16 protein-coding genes, 1 tRNA gene and 1 other RNA gene are annotated in these 17,311 nt (G+C 70.2%); 5 read left to right on the top strand and 13 right to left on the bottom strand.

Features of this window, described 5'->3' with window-relative positions; genetic code table 11:
- Window positions 1-112: 112 nt before the first annotated feature.
- The gene (locus AB0M52_RS14635) at window positions 113-1,309 is read left to right on the top strand and encodes a peptidoglycan-binding protein (RefSeq protein ID WP_363953353.1); all 1,197 of its coding nucleotides are present in this window, start codon (window positions 113-115) and stop codon (window positions 1,307-1,309) included.
- 391 nt (window positions 1,310-1,700) lie between these two features.
- On the opposite strand, the gene AB0M52_RS14640 is transcribed toward AB0M52_RS14635, so the two are convergent.
- A complete protein-coding gene (locus AB0M52_RS14640; RefSeq protein ID WP_363953355.1) occupies window positions 1,701-2,267 on the bottom strand; it encodes a hypothetical protein in 567 nt (188 codons plus the stop codon).
- A 459-nt stretch (window positions 2,268-2,726) separates the two neighbouring features.
- Between AB0M52_RS14640 and AB0M52_RS14645 the strand changes: the two genes are divergently transcribed.
- A complete protein-coding gene (locus tag AB0M52_RS14645; RefSeq protein WP_363953357.1) occupies window positions 2,727-3,320 on the top strand; it encodes a site-specific integrase in 594 nt (197 codons plus the stop codon).
- 82 nt (window positions 3,321-3,402) lie between these two features.
- On the opposite strand, the gene AB0M52_RS14650 is transcribed toward AB0M52_RS14645, so the two are convergent.
- The 3 genes from AB0M52_RS14650 to AB0M52_RS14660 form a co-directional block, all read right to left on the bottom strand.
- Window positions 3,403-4,167, bottom strand: coding sequence for a hypothetical protein (locus tag AB0M52_RS14650; RefSeq protein ID WP_363953359.1), 765 nt, complete (start codon window positions 4,165-4,167; stop codon window positions 3,403-3,405).
- 223 nt (window positions 4,168-4,390) lie between these two features.
- Window positions 4,391-4,463: transfer RNA gene (locus AB0M52_RS14655), tRNA-Ala, on the bottom strand.
- 101 nt (window positions 4,464-4,564) lie between these two features.
- Window positions 4,565-5,155, bottom strand: coding sequence for a YqgE/AlgH family protein (locus AB0M52_RS14660; RefSeq protein ID WP_363953361.1), 591 nt, complete (start codon window positions 5,153-5,155; stop codon window positions 4,565-4,567).
- A 174-nt stretch (window positions 5,156-5,329) separates the two neighbouring features.
- Between AB0M52_RS14660 and AB0M52_RS14665 the strand changes: the two genes are divergently transcribed.
- Together AB0M52_RS14665 and mdlC are read left to right on the top strand one after the other, a co-directional pair.
- A complete protein-coding gene (locus AB0M52_RS14665; protein WP_363953363.1) occupies window positions 5,330-6,133 on the top strand; it encodes an S-methyl-5'-thioadenosine phosphorylase in 804 nt (267 codons plus the stop codon).
- Between the two features lie 65 nt (window positions 6,134-6,198).
- Window positions 6,199-7,794 carry a benzoylformate decarboxylase gene (gene mdlC, locus AB0M52_RS14670; RefSeq protein ID WP_363953365.1) on the top strand — a complete coding sequence of 532 codons (1,596 nt, stop codon included), beginning with the start codon at window positions 6,199-6,201 and terminating at the stop codon, window positions 7,792-7,794.
- 85 nt (window positions 7,795-7,879) lie between these two features.
- Here mdlC and AB0M52_RS14675 read toward each other — a convergent pair whose 3' ends face one another.
- The 8 genes from AB0M52_RS14675 to pruA all read right to left on the bottom strand — a co-directional run bounded on the left by AB0M52_RS14675 (window position 7,880) and on the right by pruA (window position 15,447).
- Window positions 7,880-8,830, bottom strand: a complete 951-nt coding sequence (locus AB0M52_RS14675; protein ID WP_363953367.1) for a hypothetical protein — start codon at window positions 8,828-8,830, stop codon at window positions 7,880-7,882.
- Between the two features lie 134 nt (window positions 8,831-8,964).
- Window positions 8,965-9,340: a transfer-messenger RNA gene (gene ssrA, locus AB0M52_RS14680) on the bottom strand.
- 107 nt (window positions 9,341-9,447) lie between these two features.
- Window positions 9,448-9,927 (bottom strand): SsrA-binding protein SmpB, encoded by a 480-nt coding sequence (gene smpB, locus AB0M52_RS14685; RefSeq protein ID WP_111219261.1) that lies wholly within the window; start codon window positions 9,925-9,927, stop codon window positions 9,448-9,450.
- Between the two features lie 134 nt (window positions 9,928-10,061).
- Complete coding sequence (ftsX, locus tag AB0M52_RS14690; RefSeq protein ID WP_363953369.1) at window positions 10,062-10,937, bottom strand: permease-like cell division protein FtsX; 876 nt, start codon at window positions 10,935-10,937, stop codon at window positions 10,062-10,064.
- 68 nt (window positions 10,938-11,005) lie between these two features.
- Window positions 11,006-11,686 (bottom strand): cell division ATP-binding protein FtsE, encoded by a 681-nt coding sequence (gene ftsE / locus AB0M52_RS14695; RefSeq protein ID WP_111219257.1) that lies wholly within the window; start codon window positions 11,684-11,686, stop codon window positions 11,006-11,008.
- Window positions 11,687-11,804: 118 nt separating this feature from the next.
- Complete coding sequence (prfB, locus tag AB0M52_RS14700; RefSeq protein WP_363953371.1) at window positions 11,805-12,926, bottom strand: peptide chain release factor 2; 1,122 nt, start codon at window positions 12,924-12,926, stop codon at window positions 11,805-11,807.
- A gap of 176 nt (window positions 12,927-13,102) precedes the next feature.
- Window positions 13,103-13,618 (bottom strand): PadR family transcriptional regulator, encoded by a 516-nt coding sequence (locus AB0M52_RS14705; protein WP_363953373.1) that lies wholly within the window; start codon window positions 13,616-13,618, stop codon window positions 13,103-13,105.
- A 200-nt stretch (window positions 13,619-13,818) separates the two neighbouring features.
- On the bottom strand, window positions 13,819-15,447 hold the full coding sequence (gene pruA / locus AB0M52_RS14710) for an L-glutamate gamma-semialdehyde dehydrogenase (protein WP_363953375.1): 1,629 nt from the start codon (window positions 15,445-15,447) through the stop codon (window positions 13,819-13,821).
- Window positions 15,448-15,748: 301 nt separating this feature from the next.
- Here pruA and AB0M52_RS14715 point away from each other — a divergent pair, with 301 nt between their 5' ends.
- Window positions 15,749-16,837, top strand: a complete 1,089-nt coding sequence (locus AB0M52_RS14715) for a hypothetical protein (RefSeq protein ID WP_363953379.1) — start codon at window positions 15,749-15,751, stop codon at window positions 16,835-16,837.
- Between the two features lie 13 nt (window positions 16,838-16,850).
- Here AB0M52_RS14715 and AB0M52_RS14720 read toward each other — a convergent pair.
- Window positions 16,851-17,311: hypothetical protein (locus AB0M52_RS14720; RefSeq protein ID WP_363953377.1), on the bottom strand; the 461-nt coding region annotated here is incomplete at its 5' end.

The raw sequence follows: 17,311 nt of genomic DNA on the forward strand, positions 1-17,311 counted from the left end.
CGCGGCCCAGGTCCGCGTACCGCACGCGCAGTGCACGCAACGTCCGAGCGCCCCTGGCGGTACGGCGAAAAGCGAACGCGACACTCACACAGGACGAGCTGCGCGGACCAGGATGCCAAAGAAGGCCAGAAGTCAGAACGGCCTGCCGATGGTCGTGCTCGAGGGCTACGCGTTCGCGATCGGCACCCGCCTGACGATCCCGAACCGGGGCTCGAGCCTGGATCCCCAGACCGGGGGCAGCACGCCGATCGGCGGCTTCGTGCCGTTCCCCGGCACCGAGTGGTTCAAGGGCCGGCCGAGCAGCCGGATCGTCATGGCCATGGGCGTCCGGCTGGTCCAGGAGGGCTGCAACCCCTACCGGGTCGGTCCCGGCAACCAGTGGTCCGACGTCGACCGGGACGCGTACGCGATGTGGCAGCGCAAGCTGGGCTTCACCGGCCCGGACGCCGACGGCTGGCCGGGACAGACCTCCTGGGACCGGCTGCGGGTGCCCGCCGAGGACGGTGTCTCGGCCGGCCCGACCAGCTACGAGCCGTACCCAGGGGCGGACTGGTTCACGGCCAACCCGAACAGCCCGATCGTGACGGCGATGGGCGTCCGGCTGGTCGCCGAGGGCTGCGGCACGTACCTGTCCGGTCCGGGCCCGCGGTGGACCGAGGCCGACCGCACGTCGTACGCGAACTGGCAGCGCAAGCTGGGCTACACCGGCGCGGACGCCGACGGCTGGCCCGGCCCGACCACCTGGAACCAGTTGCGGGTCCCGCGCCAGGGCTCCGGCCCCTACGAGGAGAGTGGCGCGCCCGGCAGCACCTACGAGCCCTTCCCCGGCACCGACTGGTTCAAGACCCAGCCCAACAGCGCGATCGTCACCGAGATGGGTCGACGCCTCATCGCCGAGGGCTGCGGCAAGTACACCGTCGGCGCCGGCCCCCAGTGGTCCGACGTCGACCGCCAGTCGTACGCCGCCTGGCAACAGAAGCTCGGCTACACCGGCGCCGCCGCGGACGGCTGGCCCGGCAAGTCCTCCTGGGACCAGCTCCGGGTGCCGCGTTACAGCAACCAGTACGAGCCCTACCCGGGTGCGGCCTTCTTCCAGTCCAACCCGAACAGCGTCATCGTGACCAACATGGGCCGTCGCCTCGTGGCCGAAGGCTGTGGCCTCTACCGCGTCGGCCCCGGCCCCCAGTGGTCCGACATCGACCGCCAGTCGTACGCCAAGTGGCAGCAGAAGCTCGGCTACAGCGGTGCCGACGCCGACGGTTGGCCGGGCCCGACCACCTGGGACAAACTCCGCGTCCCGAAGGGCTGACGCGGGCCCGGGCCGGGGTCACCAGGGCGGGTGTCGAAGTCCGGCGGCAACCGGACCGGCAACCGATCGTCCTGGTGCCCCGGCCCATCTACCTGGAGCACGACCGGCAACGCGCAGGTCCGGCGCCCGACCCGCCGGCGGAGTTCGCGCTCCGCTGCACCGGCGACCCGCCTCGACAGCGGGACGCCGTCCTCTACGGACGCTTCACCCAGCGCCTCAACCAACTCCTCCGGGCGGGTAACCGTGACCTTCATCGCCGCCATACACCTCGTCCGCTCCCGCGCCGGCTGCGCAGGGACCGGCCGCCCATTGCCGCCGGACTGACCTGCCCTGCAACAACGGGGGTCATGACGGATCGCTATGCACGTCCGCCCGTGTTCACCGAGCTGAATCAGGGATAGGCGTTCGGCGCCATGCAGCTGGCGAAGAGCAGCGCCAGCATCCAGTCCAGGTTGGACGGCAGGCACAGCCGCACCAGGAAGCCCGGCCGCCGGGTACGCGGCCGGGCTTCACGCCTGCGGGGTGGGCCGAGGCGGCGGTCCAGGTCCGGCGTGAAGTACTGCGACAGCCCCCACTTCAGCCCGCTCACCAGGGCCATTCCGAGGGTGAACATGCCTACCGTGACAGCGACCACCATGATGGTCTCAAGTACCGAGTGGCTATCCAAGTCAGGGCGCAGGATCGACGCTCCGGCATACCCCGCCAGGGGGACCATGCTCACCCCGAACCACGCCTGGAAGCGGAAGAGGCTCGCCATCTCGGCGTCGCCGCCCGAGGGCGGCCAGTCCCGAGCATGGCCACGCACCTCCTCCACCGTCCAGACGAACCGCTTGTCCCGGTTGGCAAGGCGCACCAGCAGGGGTGCCATCAGGACGACGAGCGGGCGGCCCAGATCCCGCAACCGTCGGCGCGCCTGAGAGCGCTCGAGTTCGGCGTCGTTCATCAGCAAATCAACCAACCGCCCGGCACCTTGATATTCTGGCACCCCCCGCCCGGTGCCGGGGTCGAAGGGGCGCTGGGTGCCGATGGAGCCGCCGGCGCCCCGCCGCTTCCGTTGCCTCCGCCCCGTTGCCCCCGCCGCGCGGCTGCTGTCCGCCGAAGACGAAATCGTGTCGGGAAGACGAGCAGTCTCGGAGCTGGAAGCATGCGTTCGCACTCCAGCCAGCGTTCTCCCAGGTGAACAGCGAGCCTACGTAGTCCCACTGCTTGCGGCGCCGTTCCGCCTCGGCGGCGAAAATGGCGCGCTGACCGGCTGGCCGATGGCGTAGGGAAGCCCACCGCGGCGAAGACGTACCGCATCCTTCATGCGATTTTCGCCACCGCCGTTGACGACGACCTGATACGCCGAAACCCCTGCCGAATCAAGGGAGCCGGCCAGGACAAGGCCGACGAACGACCCACGGCCACCCTGCAACAAGTGTTCGCGATTGCCGAGGCCATCCAGCCGCGCTACCGGCTGTTCGTTCTGCTTGCCGCATTCGCGCAACTGAGGTTCGGTGAGCTGGTAGCGCTGCGCCGCCGAGACATCGACCTACGCACCATGGAGCTACGGGTACGCCGCGCTACTGCCGAGTTGGAAGACGGCACGCAGATTGACGACGACCCGAAATCCGAGGCAGGAAAACGACCAATCAGCCTGCCGACTGGGCTGCGCGGCGACGTGGAATGGCACCTCGCGCAGTTCGCCGAGGGTGGCCCTGACGGACGACTGTTCCTCGGCACGCAACGGGGAATCCCGCGCCGCCGCAACTTCAACCGGATCTGGCGCAAGGCCCTGGCCGGCGCCGGAATCCCGGATGGCCTCGGCCTACATCTGCACGACCTGCGCCATACTGGTAGCACATGGTCAGCACAGAGCGGCGCGACGCTCAAGGAAGTGATGGCCCGGATCGGCCATTCGAGCACCCGCGCAGCCATGATCTACCAGCATGCAACCCGTGACCGCGACCACGCTATCGCCGCCGCGCTAGACACGCTGATAGCGGAGGCGCGTGGCAAGATCAGTGCCTGATCTTGCACAGCTTCTAGGGGTGACACAAGGCGCCCTGGCAGGGACGCTATCGCTAGCCAGGGCGCCTTGCATGCGACTCCGTTCAGGTCCCCGCTCCCCTACCTTCACTCGCCGCCGCTTGACCGGATATGCCAAGGCCCAAGCCAAGCTCCCTCAACCATTCAGCGACGGCCACGCCAAGGTCTGTAATCCGAAATATGTCAACCTCCTCGCGCCGTTCCGGGGTCGTTTCCTTGAATATTCCGCGCTCGCACAAGTGACGCCACAGCAGACTTGACGCCGGCCCTAAACCCTTGTCAACCCCGGCTACTTGGTACGCATTTGTGTAGGGACGCCCACCGCCCGTCACGAATAATGGATACGTTGCGGCAAGAAAGCGAGCATGGGGCGGCTCCAGGTCCCGAATAACTGACACAAACATTTCGGTCTCATCGACCAGGTCGCCGTCCCTGGCCCCGCGCACGTAGGCACGCGCCAGCAACCGGGTCTTCCAGTCCGACCGGGCGACCGTTGCGGCATCAACCATCCGGCCGAGAAATTCCCGGTCTCGGGCGTCAATGACATGCTCAGCGATGAAGTCCTCTACGGGCTGACCGGCTTCCTCCGCAACGGCCTCTGCGAACCGTTCAACCCGCTCGGCGGAGCCGAGCAATGTCCTCGTTACAAGCTGGATCCCTTGTTCGGTCATGGCGTCCGCGAGGGCACCTGTCGGCACTGAGGCGATGGCCAGTGCGGGATTGCGGGTCACGACAGCGGCTGTCGCCATCAGCGCCGTCACCAACGGCCCCACCGTGCCGCCCGCCGTGCTCGCGACGACATCACCTGCCCGCTTAGCGAATTCACCCATGATGCACATTGTGGAGGTGCCGCGCCAGTAGACATCGTCCGCGCCCCAACGCGAACATTTGGCCGCTCGTGCCGTCGGCTACGACCTGCATGTAATCGAGGCAGGGGACGCGGCGCGATCAGCGCAATCTGGCACGGTTCTGGCACGGCACTGCCTCAAGCCAGGAGAAATGACAAACGCCCTGGTGCGGGATTGTGTCCCTCACCAGGGCGTTTCGCTCGGGTGGAGCCGAGGGGACTCGAACCCCTGACCCCCACACTGCCAGTGTGGTGCGCTACCAGCTGCGCCACGGCCCCTTGCTGTCGCACCCGGTCGCCCGGGCACTGGAAGAACTATACACACGCCCGTCGGCATGGTCATCTCGCGGGGGTCACCACGCTCCCAGCGAGAAACCGGGTCAGTTCAGCGCCACGTCGGGCGGGAAGTGCGCCACCGCGGCCATCATCCCGCCCTGCCGGCGCAGCACCATCGGCCACAGGTCGTCGGGGCGCTCGACGAAGGCGTCGCCGGGCAGCGCGTCCAGCACGAACCAGGAGCCCTCCTCGATCTCCTGCTCCAGCTGCCCCGTGCCCCAGCCGGCGTAACCGGCGAAGACCCGGATGCTTTCGACGTTCTCCCGTAGCCGCTGCGGGTCGACCGACAGGTCGAGGGTGCCGACCGCACCGGAGACCTGATGGAAGCCCTTGAGACGGCGGACCGGCTGGCGCATCCGGGCCAGGCAGATCGCCGAGTCGGGCTGCACCGGGCCACCCTCGAACAGCACCGCGGGGTGGCGGGCCAGGTCGCCCCAGTCGCGCAGCACGTCCGCCACCGGCACCTCGGTGGCCCGGTTGAGCACCACTCCGAGCGCGCCGCCAGGTTCGTGGGCGACCAGCAGCACGACCGTACGGTCGAAGTTCGGGTCCTTCAGCGCCGGCGTCGCCACCAGCAGCTTCCCGGTCATCGACTCCGTTGCCCGTCCGCCGATCGCCTGCCCCTCTCCCTGCATCACGCGCACCCCGTCAGCCGTGCACCGGAAGGCGGAACCGGCCACACCTCGGGACGGCACACCCCACGAGCGCCGTCCGTGCTGTCATTGCCATGCCTGGCACCATAGCCTGCGTCCACGGCCGTGGCTAAGGTCTGACGGCTGGGTGATCGACAGCGGCGACAGGAGGGTCCGATGACTCCCACGGCGGAACTCGCGGTGATCGGCGGATCTGGGCTGTACGCCCTGCTCGACGGCGCCACGGAGCACGAGGTCAGCACGCCGTACGGGCCGCCGTCGGAGCTGGTCACCATCGCCGAGATCGGTGGCCGTCGGGTCGCCTTCCTGCCCCGCCACGGCCGCGACCACCGGCACCCACCGCACCTCATCCCGTACCGGGCCAACCTGTGGGCGCTGCGCTCGCTCGGGGTACGCCAGATCCTCGCCCCCTGTGCGGTGGGCGGGCTGCGCCCGGAGCTGGGCCCGGGCACGTTCGTGGTCCCCGATCAGTTGATCGATCGCACCAGTGGCCGGCCGCAGACCTACTACGACCAGGGCGCGGTGCACGTCTCCTTCGCCGACCCGTACTGCCCGGTCGGCCGCCGTACGCTGCTGACGGCCGCCACGGGTCGGGACATCCCGGCGGTGGACGGCGGCACGGTGGTGGTCGTCGAGGGGCCCCGCTTCTCCACCCGCGCCGAGTCCCGCTGGTTCGCCGCCTTCGGCGGCAGCGTGGTCAACATGACCGGCCACCCGGAGGCGGTGCTCGCCCGTGAGCTGGCCCTCTGCTATTCCTCGATCGCCCTGGTCACCGACCTGGACGCCGGGGTGGAGTCGGGTGAGTCGGTGACCCAGGAGGAGGTGTTCCGGGTCTTCGGGGAGAACACCGACCGGCTACGGGGCCTGCTGCTGGACGCGGTGGCCGCGCTGCCCGCCGAACGGGACTGCCCCTGCGGGCGGGCGCTGGACGGGATCAAGCTGCCCTTCCCGCTGCCCTGACCTGGGCCGGGAGCGCAGCCGAAAAGCCCTGTACACCCGAGTCGCCCGGAATAGATTCAAGGGCGATGGCAACGGTCCGCGACACCACCTACGACCTGCTCCGCGCCCTCGGTATGACCACCGTCTTCGGCAACCCCGGTTCCACCGAGGAGCCGTTCCTGCATGCCTTCCCCGACGACTTCCAGTACGTGCTCGCGTTGCAGGAGGCCTCGGCGGTCGGCATCGCCGACGGATACGCGCAGGCCACCGGACGCCCCGCGCATGTCAACCTGCACACCGCGCCGGGCACCGGCAACGCCATGGGCAACATCGTCACCGCCTGGCACAACCGGACCCCGCTCATCGTCACCGCCGGTCAGCAGACCCGGCAGATGCTGCTGCTCGAACCCCGGCTCGCCGCCCGCCACCCCACCGAGCTGCCCCAGCCGTACGTCAAGTGGGCCCACGAGCCGGTCCGGGCGCAGGACGTCCCCGCGGCGCTGATGCGGGCGTACGCCACCGCGGTCCAGCCGCCGGCCGGGCCGGTCTTCCTCTCCCTGCCGCTGGACGACTGGGCGCAGCCCGCCGACCCGCCCCCGCAGGTCCGTACGGTGGCCACCCGGTTCGCCCCCGACCCGGAGCGGCTGCGCCAGTTCGCCGCGGCGCTGGCCACCAGCCGGTCGCCGGCGCTGGTGCTCGGTGCCGCCGTGGACCGGGCCGGCGGCGCGCAGGCTGCGGTCGCGTTGGCCGAGCGGCTGGTCGCGCCGGTCTGGTCGGCACCCGCGCCCGAGCGCATCGCCTTCCCCGAGGACCACCCGCACTTCCAGGGTGTGCTGCCTTTCGCGACCGGTCCGCTGGCCGAGCAGCTGCGCGGACACGACATGGTGCTGGTCGTCGGCGCCCCGGTGTTCCGCTACTACCCGCACGTGCCCGGCGACACCCTGCCCGACGGCACCCGGCTGCTGCACGTCACCGACGACCCCGAGGAGGCGGCCCGCGCCCCGGTCGGCGACAGCCTGCTCGGCGACGCCGGACTCACCCTCGCCGCCCTGGCCGACCTGATGCCTCCGGCTGATCGTCCACCGCCACCGGCCCGGGCCACGCCGCCCCCCGCCGAGGAATCCGTCCCGCTCAGCGCCGACGCGCTCTTCGCCGCGCTGGCCCGGCACTGGCCCGAGGACGGGGTGCTGGTGCAGGAGTCGCCGTCCAACCTGTCCGCGCTGCGCCGCCGGCTGCGGCTCAACCGGCCCGGGTCGTACTTCACGATGGCCAGCGGCGGACTCGGCTACGGCCTCCCGGCCGCGGTCGGCATCGCGCTGGCGCAACGCGACACCGGCCGGCGCCGGCCGGTGGTCGCGGTGATCGGCGACGGCTCGTTCCACTACTCGGTGCAGTCCCTGTGGACCGCCGCCCAGCTACGCCTGCCGGTGGTCGTCGTGGTCCCGGTCAACCAGCAGTACGCCATCCTCAAGGCGTTCGCCGAACTCAAGCACACCCCCGGCGTACCCGGGCTGGACCTACCCGGCATCGACATCACCGCGGTGGCCCGCGGCTACGGCTGCGCCACCACGGTCGTCGACACCCCTGACCAGTTCGGTGCGGCCCTGGGCACGGCGTTGCGCGCGGACGGGCCGACGGTGCTGCCGGTGCCGATCCGCACCGACATCCCGCCGATCCTCTAAGTGCAAGGAAGGGCCCCCTTTTAACGCCTGGTGCATAGGAAGGGCCCCCTTTTAACAGCCGAGCCGGACGCGACGGTGTGGACCGTCAGCCGCTGGCGAGCCGCAGCGGCGCTCCGGTGATCACGTCCAGGACCGGCCGAGCGCCCAGCGGCGTCTTGAGGACCACCTCGACCGGTTCCAGCTTCAGCATCTCGTTGCAGATGTCGGTGGTCCGGACGACCGTGCCGCCGACGACCACCACGTGGTCGTGCTCCTGCACCAGCGGGGTGATCCCGGAGTCGCAGCTGCCCACCCCGAGTCGGTAGGTCAGCGTCGCCCCGTCGACGGCCTGGATGTCCTGTGCACTGACCATGCCTTCCGGCGTGGGTCCGGACGGCCCGGCCGGTTCGGGTACGGCACCGACCGCGCTGGGCGCGACCGCGACCCGGGCGATCACGCCATCGATCTCCAGCACGGTGAACAGCCACGCGGGCACCTGCGCCGTACCGCGGCTGGTGCGTACCGGCGCGGTGCCCAACTCGACCTTCGTGACGGTCAGCGGGGCGCAGTCGTCGCCCTGTGGCCGGCTGCTGACCGGGTCGTCCGGCCCGCCCGGCGCGGCCGGTGGCGGGGTGGCGGGCTCCCTCGGCGGACCGGGGCAGGGCGGCGGATCACTCGGAGCGAGCTGCCGGTACGCCTCGGCGGCGCTGATCAGTGGCACCCGCAGCTCCCCGTCGGGGAAGCGGACTGTGCCGTCGGCGGCCGGCGCGGCGGGGATGTCGGCCTGGTCGCGGTACCAGCCGGCCAGGAAGGCCGTCTTGGTCGCCGCGGTGAACTCGGGATCGCCGACGAGCACGGTGGGCTCCTGCAGCGGTACGTAGCCCTTGCTCCACGCCGTACCGGGCCGCCATGCCTCGGCCACCGCGGTCGCCCGCTGGTCGAACGCGTCGTAGCGGTCGACCCGGATGCCGGGCTTGGCCGGCTCGGTGCCCGCCGGGGCGCACCCGGCCACGATCATCATCAGGGGCAGGCCCAGCAGGGCGGCTGATCGGCGCATACCGGTTCGACGGGCCGCTGCCCGGCCGGGTTCCCGATCACCGGCCGCTGCTCACCGGTCCACCCGGCCGGTTCGGCCGGAGGATGCGCAGACGACTGCGCGCCCCGGTCGGTGACCGGGGCGCGCAGTTCAGGTGGTGGAGGTGCCGGGAATCGAACCCGGGTCCTTCGCCGCCTTGCCAGGGCTTCTCCGAGCGCAGCTCGCTGTGCCTCTACTCGGCCCCTCCGATCACGCGAGCGAGTCGGTGTGACGGGCCCAGTCGCTGATTGATCTCGCCGCACGGACCCCGCGACCGGGTCCGGTTGGCCAGCCCTCTAGCTGATGCCGGCTAACTGGGTCGAAGGCACTCCCAGGCCGACAGACTTGCTACTCGCCTCAGGCGGCGAGAGCGAAGTCAGCGCGATTGTTCTTGGCGCTTATTGGTTTCCGACGAACGATTCTCGAGACGACGTCGGCTTCCTCGGCTCGCTTCCCCTGCCGTAACGTACGAAGTCGAAACCAGTCACCCCCTCGACAGGCCGCCGGATCCCGACGGCTCTGACAAGCCTAACGCCTGCCGCAACCGGATTCATCCCGAGCCCGGGCCAGCGACCCACCCCCGGAGCGAACCGGACATATCAGTCTTCCATCCCCTTACCCCGCCGGCCGGCCGCCCGGGCGATTTCCCGCTCGGCGTCCCGTTTGGCGAGGTCCTGGCGCTTGTCGTACGCCTTCTTGCCCTTGGCCAGGCCGATCTCCACCTTGGCCCAGCCGTCCGAGAAGTAGACCTGCAACGGCACCAGGGTCAGCCCGCTCTCCCGGGTCTTGCCGATCAGACGGTCGATCTCCAGCCGCTTGAGCAGCAGCTTGCGGGTACGCCGGGGCTCGTGGTTGGTCCAGGTGCCCTGCACGTACTCCGGGATGTGCATCCCGTGCAGGTACAGCTCACCGTCGCGCTCCTGGGCGAACGCGTCGACCAGCGACGCCCGCCCGGCCCGCAGCGACTTGACCTCGGTACCGGTCAACGCCATGCCCGCCTCGTACGTGTCGAGGATGGCGTAGTCGTGGCGGGCCTTCTTGTTGGAGGCGACGACCTTACGCCCCTTTTCCCGTGGCATCGCCGCGCCACCCCCTTCCCGTTCCTGCCTCCCGACCGGCGGCGACCGGCCGAAGAGCGGAGATCATGCTACCCGAACGACAAGGGCCCTCCCGCGCCGTTTATTCCGGCGCGGGAGGGCCCTGCCATCAGCAACTAGACCCGCAGGTAGAAGCGGAGGGTGACCCAGGCGGTGACCGCGCTGATCAGACCACCGATGCCGGCCATCAGCGGGAAGGTCAGGAACACCTCGCCCCAGCTCACCGGCGCGAACAGGCCCTGCAGGGCGCTGAGTGCGTCGTCGAAGAGGAACTTCTTCAACGCGACCAGCGCACCGAGGCCGAGCAACGAACCGAACAGGCCGGCGACAACCGCCTCCAGCACGAACGGCGCCTGGATGAACCAGTTGGAGGCGCCGACGAGCTTCATGACCGCGACCTCACGCCGCTTGCTGTACGCGGCGACCTGGATGGTGTTGGCGACCAGCAGCAGCGCGGCGATGGCCATGGCGACCGCGGCGGCCAGCGCGATGTTCTGCCCGGCGGTGAACAGGTTGAAGATCTTGTCGAGCACCTGACTCTGGTCGACGACCTGGTCGACCCCCTCGGCCGAGGCGTACTGGTCGGAGATGGTCTTGTACTGCTGCGGGTCGACCAGCTTGATCCGGTACGACTCGGGCAACTGGTCCGCCTTGACCGCGCTCAGCAGGTCCGGGGAGTCCCGGAACATCTCCTGGAAACGCTGGAACGCCTCGTCCTTGTTGACGTAGGTGACGTCCGAGACCAGCGGGTCGGCGTCCAGCCGGGTGGCGAGGTCGGCGCGCTGCTCCTCGGTGACCTCGCCGTTCAGGAAGATCGAGACCTGGATGTTCTCGAAGTACAGCTCCTTCATGTCGGCGACCTTGGTGTAGATCAGGCCGCTGGCACCGAGCATGGTCAGCGAGACCGCCATCGTGATGATCATCGCGATGGTCATGGTCACGTTGCGCCACAGTCCGACCAGTACCTCGGACAGGACGTATTTCATCCGCATCGGGATTTCCTCCGGCTCTCCGGCGTGAGGTGTTCGTCGTCAGATCGGGGTGCGGTGGGTTGGTCTCGTCACCCGTAGACGCCGCGGGCCTGGTCGCGGACGATGCGGCCGCTCTCGATCTCGATGACCCGGCGGCGCATCTGGTTCACGATGTTGGAGTCGTGCGTGACCATCACGACGGTCGTGCCGGTGCGGTTGATCCGGTCCAGCAGGCGCATGATCTCGATGGACGTGTCCGGGTCGAGGTTTCCGGTCGGCTCGTCGGCCAGCAGGATCAGCGGACGGTTCACGAACGCCCGGGCCACCGCCACCCGCTGCTGCTCACCGCCGGAGAGCTCGTGCGGGTAGCGGTGCTCCTTGCCGCCGAGGCCGACCAGCTCCAGCACCTCCGGCACGACCCGGCGGGCGACCGCCTTGGTCTTGCCGATCACCTCGAGAGCGAAGGCCACGTTCTCGTAGGCGGTGCGGTTGGGCAGCAGCCGGAAGTCCTGGAAGACGCAGCCGATCGAACGGCGGAAGTGCGGACGCTTCCAGGACCGCATCGAGGTGACGTCCTTGCCGTTCACGACGACCCGCCCCTTGCTGGGGGTGACCTCGTGCAGCAGCATCTTGACGATGGTGGACTTGCCGGAGCCGGATGGGCCGATGAAGAAGACGAACTCGCCCTTGTCGATCGACACGGACACGTTGTCGAGCGAAGGCCGCGACGCCTTCGGGTACGTCTTCGTCACTTGCTCAAGCTGAATCACGGGTGGAGAGTCTACGCGGTGTAACTGTCATGCCAAGTGCTACGCCCCGCAGATGCGGGACATGTCATCGAATCAGCACGTCACGTAGAGATCGATGACGCACTCCGCCAACGATCGATCACGCACGGTCGCCGGCGAGTTGCTGCTGCTTGCGCCACCGGATGCCGGCCTCGATGAAGGAGTCCAGCTCACCGTCGAAGACCGAGGTCGGATTGCCGGTCTCCTGCTCGGTACGCAGATCCTTCACCATCTGATACGGGTGCAGCACGTACGACCGCATCTGGTCACCCCAGGAGCCCGCGGCCTCGGTCTTGAGACCCTGGAGCTTGGCCTGCTCCTCCTGGCGCTTGCGCTCCAGCAGCCGGGCCTGCAGCACCCGCAGCGCGGACGCCTTGTTCTGCAGCTGCGACTTCTCGTTCTGGCAGGTCACCACGATCCCGGTCGGGATGTGGGTGATCCGCACCGCCGAGTCGGTGGTGTTGACGCTCTGGCCACCCGGCCCCGAGGAGCGGTAGACGTCGATCCGCATCTCGTTCTCGGGGATGTCGATGTGGTCGGTCTGCTCCACCACCGGCAGCACCTCGACCCCGGCAAAGCTGGTCTGCCGCCGACCCTGGTTGTCGAACGGGCTGATCCGGACCAGCCGGTGGGTGCCGGATTCCACGCTGAGCGTGCCGTAGGCGTACGGAACCTTGACCGTGAAGGTGGCCGACTTCAGACCCGCCTCCTCGGCGTACGAGGTCTCGTAGACCTCGGTCGGGTAACCGTGCCGCTCGGCCCAGCGCAGGTACATCCGCAGCAGCATCTCGGCGAAGTCCGCCGCGTCCACGCCACCGGCGCCCGCCCGGATGGCCACCAGCGCCTCCCGGGAGTCGTACTCACCGGAGAGCAGGGTGCGGACCTCCATCTCCTGGATGGCCTTGCCGAGCCCGGCGATCTCCGTCTCGACCTCGGTGAGCACCCCCGAGTCGGACTCCGCCTCGGCCAGCTCCAGCAGCACGTGCGCGTCGTCGAGGCGCGACCGCAGGCTGCCGAGCTTGTCGATCTCGCCGTTGACGTACGACAGCTGCGAGGTCACCTGCTGGGCGCGGGCCTGGTCGTCCCACAGATCCGGGGCGGACGCCTCCTGCTCCAAGCGGGCCTTGTCCCCGCGCAGGCGGTCGAGGTCGAGCACCGCCTCGATGTTGCGCAGGGTGGCGTCGAGTTCCTTGAGCTGTTCGGCGTAGTCGGCAGCGGTCACGACAGACAAGGGTACTGCTCGGACGAGGAGTGAGCTTGCGAGCCCCGCAGTCCGAGCCAAAACCAGCACTGCTCGGACGAGGAATGAGCTTGCGAGCGCCGCGATCCGGGGCGGAAAGCCGGCGACGGGGGCAGCCGGCGGGCGCGAAGGGGCCGGGGGCGGGGCGCGGCGGGGGGTCAGCCGGCGGCGGCGGTCTTCAGCCAGGACAGGGCGGCCTTGTGGTACGCCACGGCGAACTCCAGTGCGCTCGCGTCGTACGTGTCGCCTTCCTTCTTGGCGTTCTTGACCTGCTCGCGGACCCGGGCCAGGGCCTCGGTGTGGTACTCGTTGGCCGCGGCCTGAAGGTTCTTCAGCTGGGTCGGGGAATGCAGCTGCCCGAAGGCGATGCGCAGGGCGATCGGGTTGCGGATGGTGTCCCGCCCCGGGTCCTCGGCCAGCCAGCGGGAGAATGTCCGTTTTCCGGCGGCCGTGATGCCGTACGGCTGACTCATCCGCGGCCCGGGCTTGCCCAGCCGGACGAAACCCCGATCGGCCAGCACCGGCAGCTCCCGGTAGACCTGGCTGCGGGTCATCGACCAGTACGGCGCCAGTCGGCGCTCGGCGGCGGCCATCAACTGGCCACCTGTCATGGGACCCTCATGGAGCAGCCCGAGCAGGGCCGCCGCCGTAGGGTTGACTCCGGATTCCGCCATGCCCATCACGCTGCCACTTTGCCGGGCCGGCGTCCAGGATTTCACGGTTTCGCCACCGATTGGGGTTTCCTATGTGCACTGTCGGCGCACGACGGTCGACCAGCACCGCCACCACCCACCCTGCGCGAAGCCGGCGGGTCGCGGTTAAGAAGGGGCCCCTCCTATACACCAGGCGTTAAGAAGGGGCCCTTCCTTACCGCTCAGCCCATGTGGGGGTAGGTGTGGTCGGTGGGCGGCACGAAGGTCTCCTTGATGGTCCGGGGGGACATCCAGCGGACCAGGTTGTGCCAGGAGCCGGCCTTGTCGTTGGTGCCGCTGGCCCGGGCACCACCGAAGGGCTGCTGGCCGACCACCGCGCCGGTCGGCTTGTCGTTGATGTAGAAGTTGCCGGCGGCGTACCGCATCTTCTCGGCCACCGCGTCGACCACCCGGCGGTCGGTGGCGAAGATCGAACCGGTCAGCGCGTACGGGGCGATCGACTCGGCCTGCGCGACCACGTCGTCGAAGCGGGCGTCGTCGAAGACGTGCACGCCGAGGATCGGCCCGAAGTACTCGGTGGTGAACGTCTCGTGTGCTGGGTCGCCGCATTCGAAGATCGTCGGCCGGACGAACCAGCCGACCGAGTCGTCGGCGGTGCCGCCGGCGATGATCCGGCAGCTGTCGTCGGAGGAGATCAGCTCCAGGGCGGCGGTGTGCCGGGAGAACGCCTTGTCGTCGATCACCGCGCCGCCGAAGTTGCGGAAGTCGGTGACGTCGCCGTAGGCCAGCCCGTCGGCGGTGGCGGCCAGCCGGTCGCGCAGGCCGCCCTCCCAGATCGACCGCGGAACGTACGCCCGGGAGGCCGCCGAGCACTTCTGGCCCTGGTACTCGAAGGCGCCCCGGATCAGCGCGGTGTGCAGGGCGTCGACGTCGGCGCTGGTGTGCGCGACCACGAAGTCCTTGCCGCCGGTCTCACCGACCAGCCGCGGGTAGCCCCGGTAGGCCGCGATGTTCTCCCCGACGGTGCGCCACAGGTGCTGGAAGACTTTGGTGGACCCGGTGAAGTGGATGCCGGCCAGGTCCGGGTCGGCCAGCACCACGTCGGAGACCTCCTCGCCCCGGCCGGTGACCATGTTGATCACGCCGGGCGGCAGGCCGGCCGCCTCGAACAGCCGCATGGTGAAGTGCGCCGCGAACTGCTGCGTCGGACCCGGCTTCCAGACCACGGTGTTGCCGAGCAGGGCCGGCGCCGAGGGCAGGTTGCCGGCGATCGCGGTGAAGTTGAACGGGGTGACCGCGTAGACGAAGCCCTCCAGCGGTCGGTGGTCGAAGCGGTTCCACACGCCCGGCGAGGACATCGGCTGCTCGGCGAGCAACTTGCGGGCGAAGTACACGTTGAACCGGAGGAAGTCGATGAACTCGCAGGCCGAGTCGATCTCGGCCTGCACGGCGGTCTTCGACTGGCCGAGCATGGTGGCCGCGTTGAGGGTGTCCCGCCACGGGCCGGCGAGCAGCTCGGCGGCGCGCAGGAAGATGGCGGCCCGCTCCTCGAAGGGCAGCGCACGCCACCCCGGTGCGGCGTCCTTGGCCGCCTTGACCGCCGCCCGGGCGTCGTCGTGGGTGGCGTGCCCGGTGACCCCGAGCACGTGGGCGTGCCGGTGCGGCTGCACCACCTGGATCGGCTCGCCGCCGGCCATCCGCTGCTCGCCCGCGATGGTCATCGGCAGCTCGATCCGGTCGGCGGCCAGCTCGGTGAGCCGCCCCTGGAGCCGTTCCCGGTCGGTGCTGCCCGGCTCGTAGGTGCGCACCGGCTCGTTGTGTGGCTCGGGTACGGAGAACACGGCGTCCATCAGGGCTCCTGGCGATCTCGACGGCGGTGGCGAAACCGGCCCCGCCACGGGCGGGACCTCGGCCAATCCTCCCATGACAACCGGCTGCCGATCACACCCCGGCCACCCGCATGCCGTTGATCAAGAGGCACTCGCTCGCATTCGGCGCGGATTCGTACCCGAGAGTGGTCAACGACCGAAGGAAAGCAGGCCCGCCGGGCGACGTGCGGGGTTCGGGCTTCGATCCGGAACGGGCGCGTACGCTGGGTTGCCGGTGACGTACCCGGGCCAGGTCGTCGGGCCCGGCGGCGAAGGGGAGACGATGAGCAACCAGCCCGGCGGGTCGACCGCCGCGCAGCCCGACCGACCGGAGGCCGTCGCCCCGGTCGACCGGATGGCCACCGCCACCGACGCGCCGGGCGACGACGCGGCCACTCCGGCCGGGAACCCGGCGCTCGCGCCCGGCACCCTGGCCCTGGCGCTGCTGGCAGTGGGCTGGCTGGTCGCGATGCTCTGGTCGACCCGGGAAGCGATCGACTCGGCCACCGCCGGCGTCACCGCGGTCAGCCTGTCGGCCTTCGCGTTGCCCGGCGTGATCTCGGCCGCGCTGGTCACCGGCGCCGCGGTAGGGCTGGCGGCCGGCGAACCGGTCACCCGCCGCCGCGATCGGGTGACCCTGCGATTCGCGGTGGCGGTCGGCGCCGGCCTGCTGGTCGGGCTCGCCGCCGCGCTCACGATCAACCTCAGCTACGCCGACAACACGACCACCCGAACGATCGCCGGCACCGCCGCCGCCGCGGCCATCATCGGCGGCGCGCTGGCCGGCGCCCGCAACGGCGCGGTGGTCGGTGCCGTGGCCTCCGCCTCGTTGGGCACGCTGGTCTTCGTCGTGGCCTTCAGCGTGGCCCGGGACCCGCTGTTCGACCTCTTCGGCGCCGGCGACAGCCAGCAGTCGCTGGTCAGCGCGGCCACCTGGGTCTCGCGCACCGAGTCGCTGCTCGCCGGGCTCGTCGCCGGTGGTCTGGCCTTCGGCTACCTCACCTGGGCCCGACGGCGGGGCGCCGCCCGCGGCGCTGCCACCGGGCTGCGCTGGCCGGCGTACCTCGTCGCCGGTGCGGGCCCCGGGCTCCTGCTCCTGCTCGCCGAGGTGATCATCCGGGTCGGCGGACGTTCGCTGATCGACCTGGCGGCGGCGCTGAGCGAGGCCGACGCGGTGGCGCAGACCTCACTCGGCACCTCCCGGGTGGACAACGGCATCTGGGTGCTGTTCGTCGGCGCGCTGACCGCCATGATCGCGTTCGGCCGCACCCTCACCCCGGCCCCCGAGGACGACGCGGCCGAGCCGGCCACCGCAGCCGCGCCGAAGCCCGCGATCGCCGACGAGTCGAGCACCGGCACCACCGCCCGCTGACTGCGGCTGCCGGTCAGTCCTGGCCGGAGGCGGCGCGCAGCAGCGACTCCAGCTCGCTGGGGTCGTACCACTCCAGTTCGTGGTCCTCGGCACCGTCGACGGTGAACTGGGCGTCCGGGTCACCGGCCAACGCCTCCACCACCACGTTCGCGGCGGCGGCGACGTCCGGCATGGCCTCGGCGCCGTCCACGTGGATGGCCGCCACGGCGCTGGCTGGCACCGCCGCGCCCAGCTCCACCACGCTGGAACCCAGCTCACCGTCACCCCGGCCGAGCGCGGCGGCGGGCAGGTCCGCCGAGACCACCACCCGTCGGCGCGGTGCGGCCTGGTCGTGGCGGATCAGTTGCAGGGCGTCCTGGGCGGCCCGGGTGAAGGCGACGTACTCCAGCTCCTCCTCGTCGCCCTCGGCGTACCACTCGCGCATGTACCGCACCGGCGACCTGTGCCGTTGGCTGCCGGACGGCTCGGTCGAAT

This window comes from Micromonospora sp. NPDC051296 (assembly GCF_040682255.1).
In the GTDB taxonomy this organism is placed as follows: Bacteria; Actinomycetota; Actinomycetes; order Mycobacteriales; family Micromonosporaceae; genus Micromonospora; species Micromonospora craterilacus.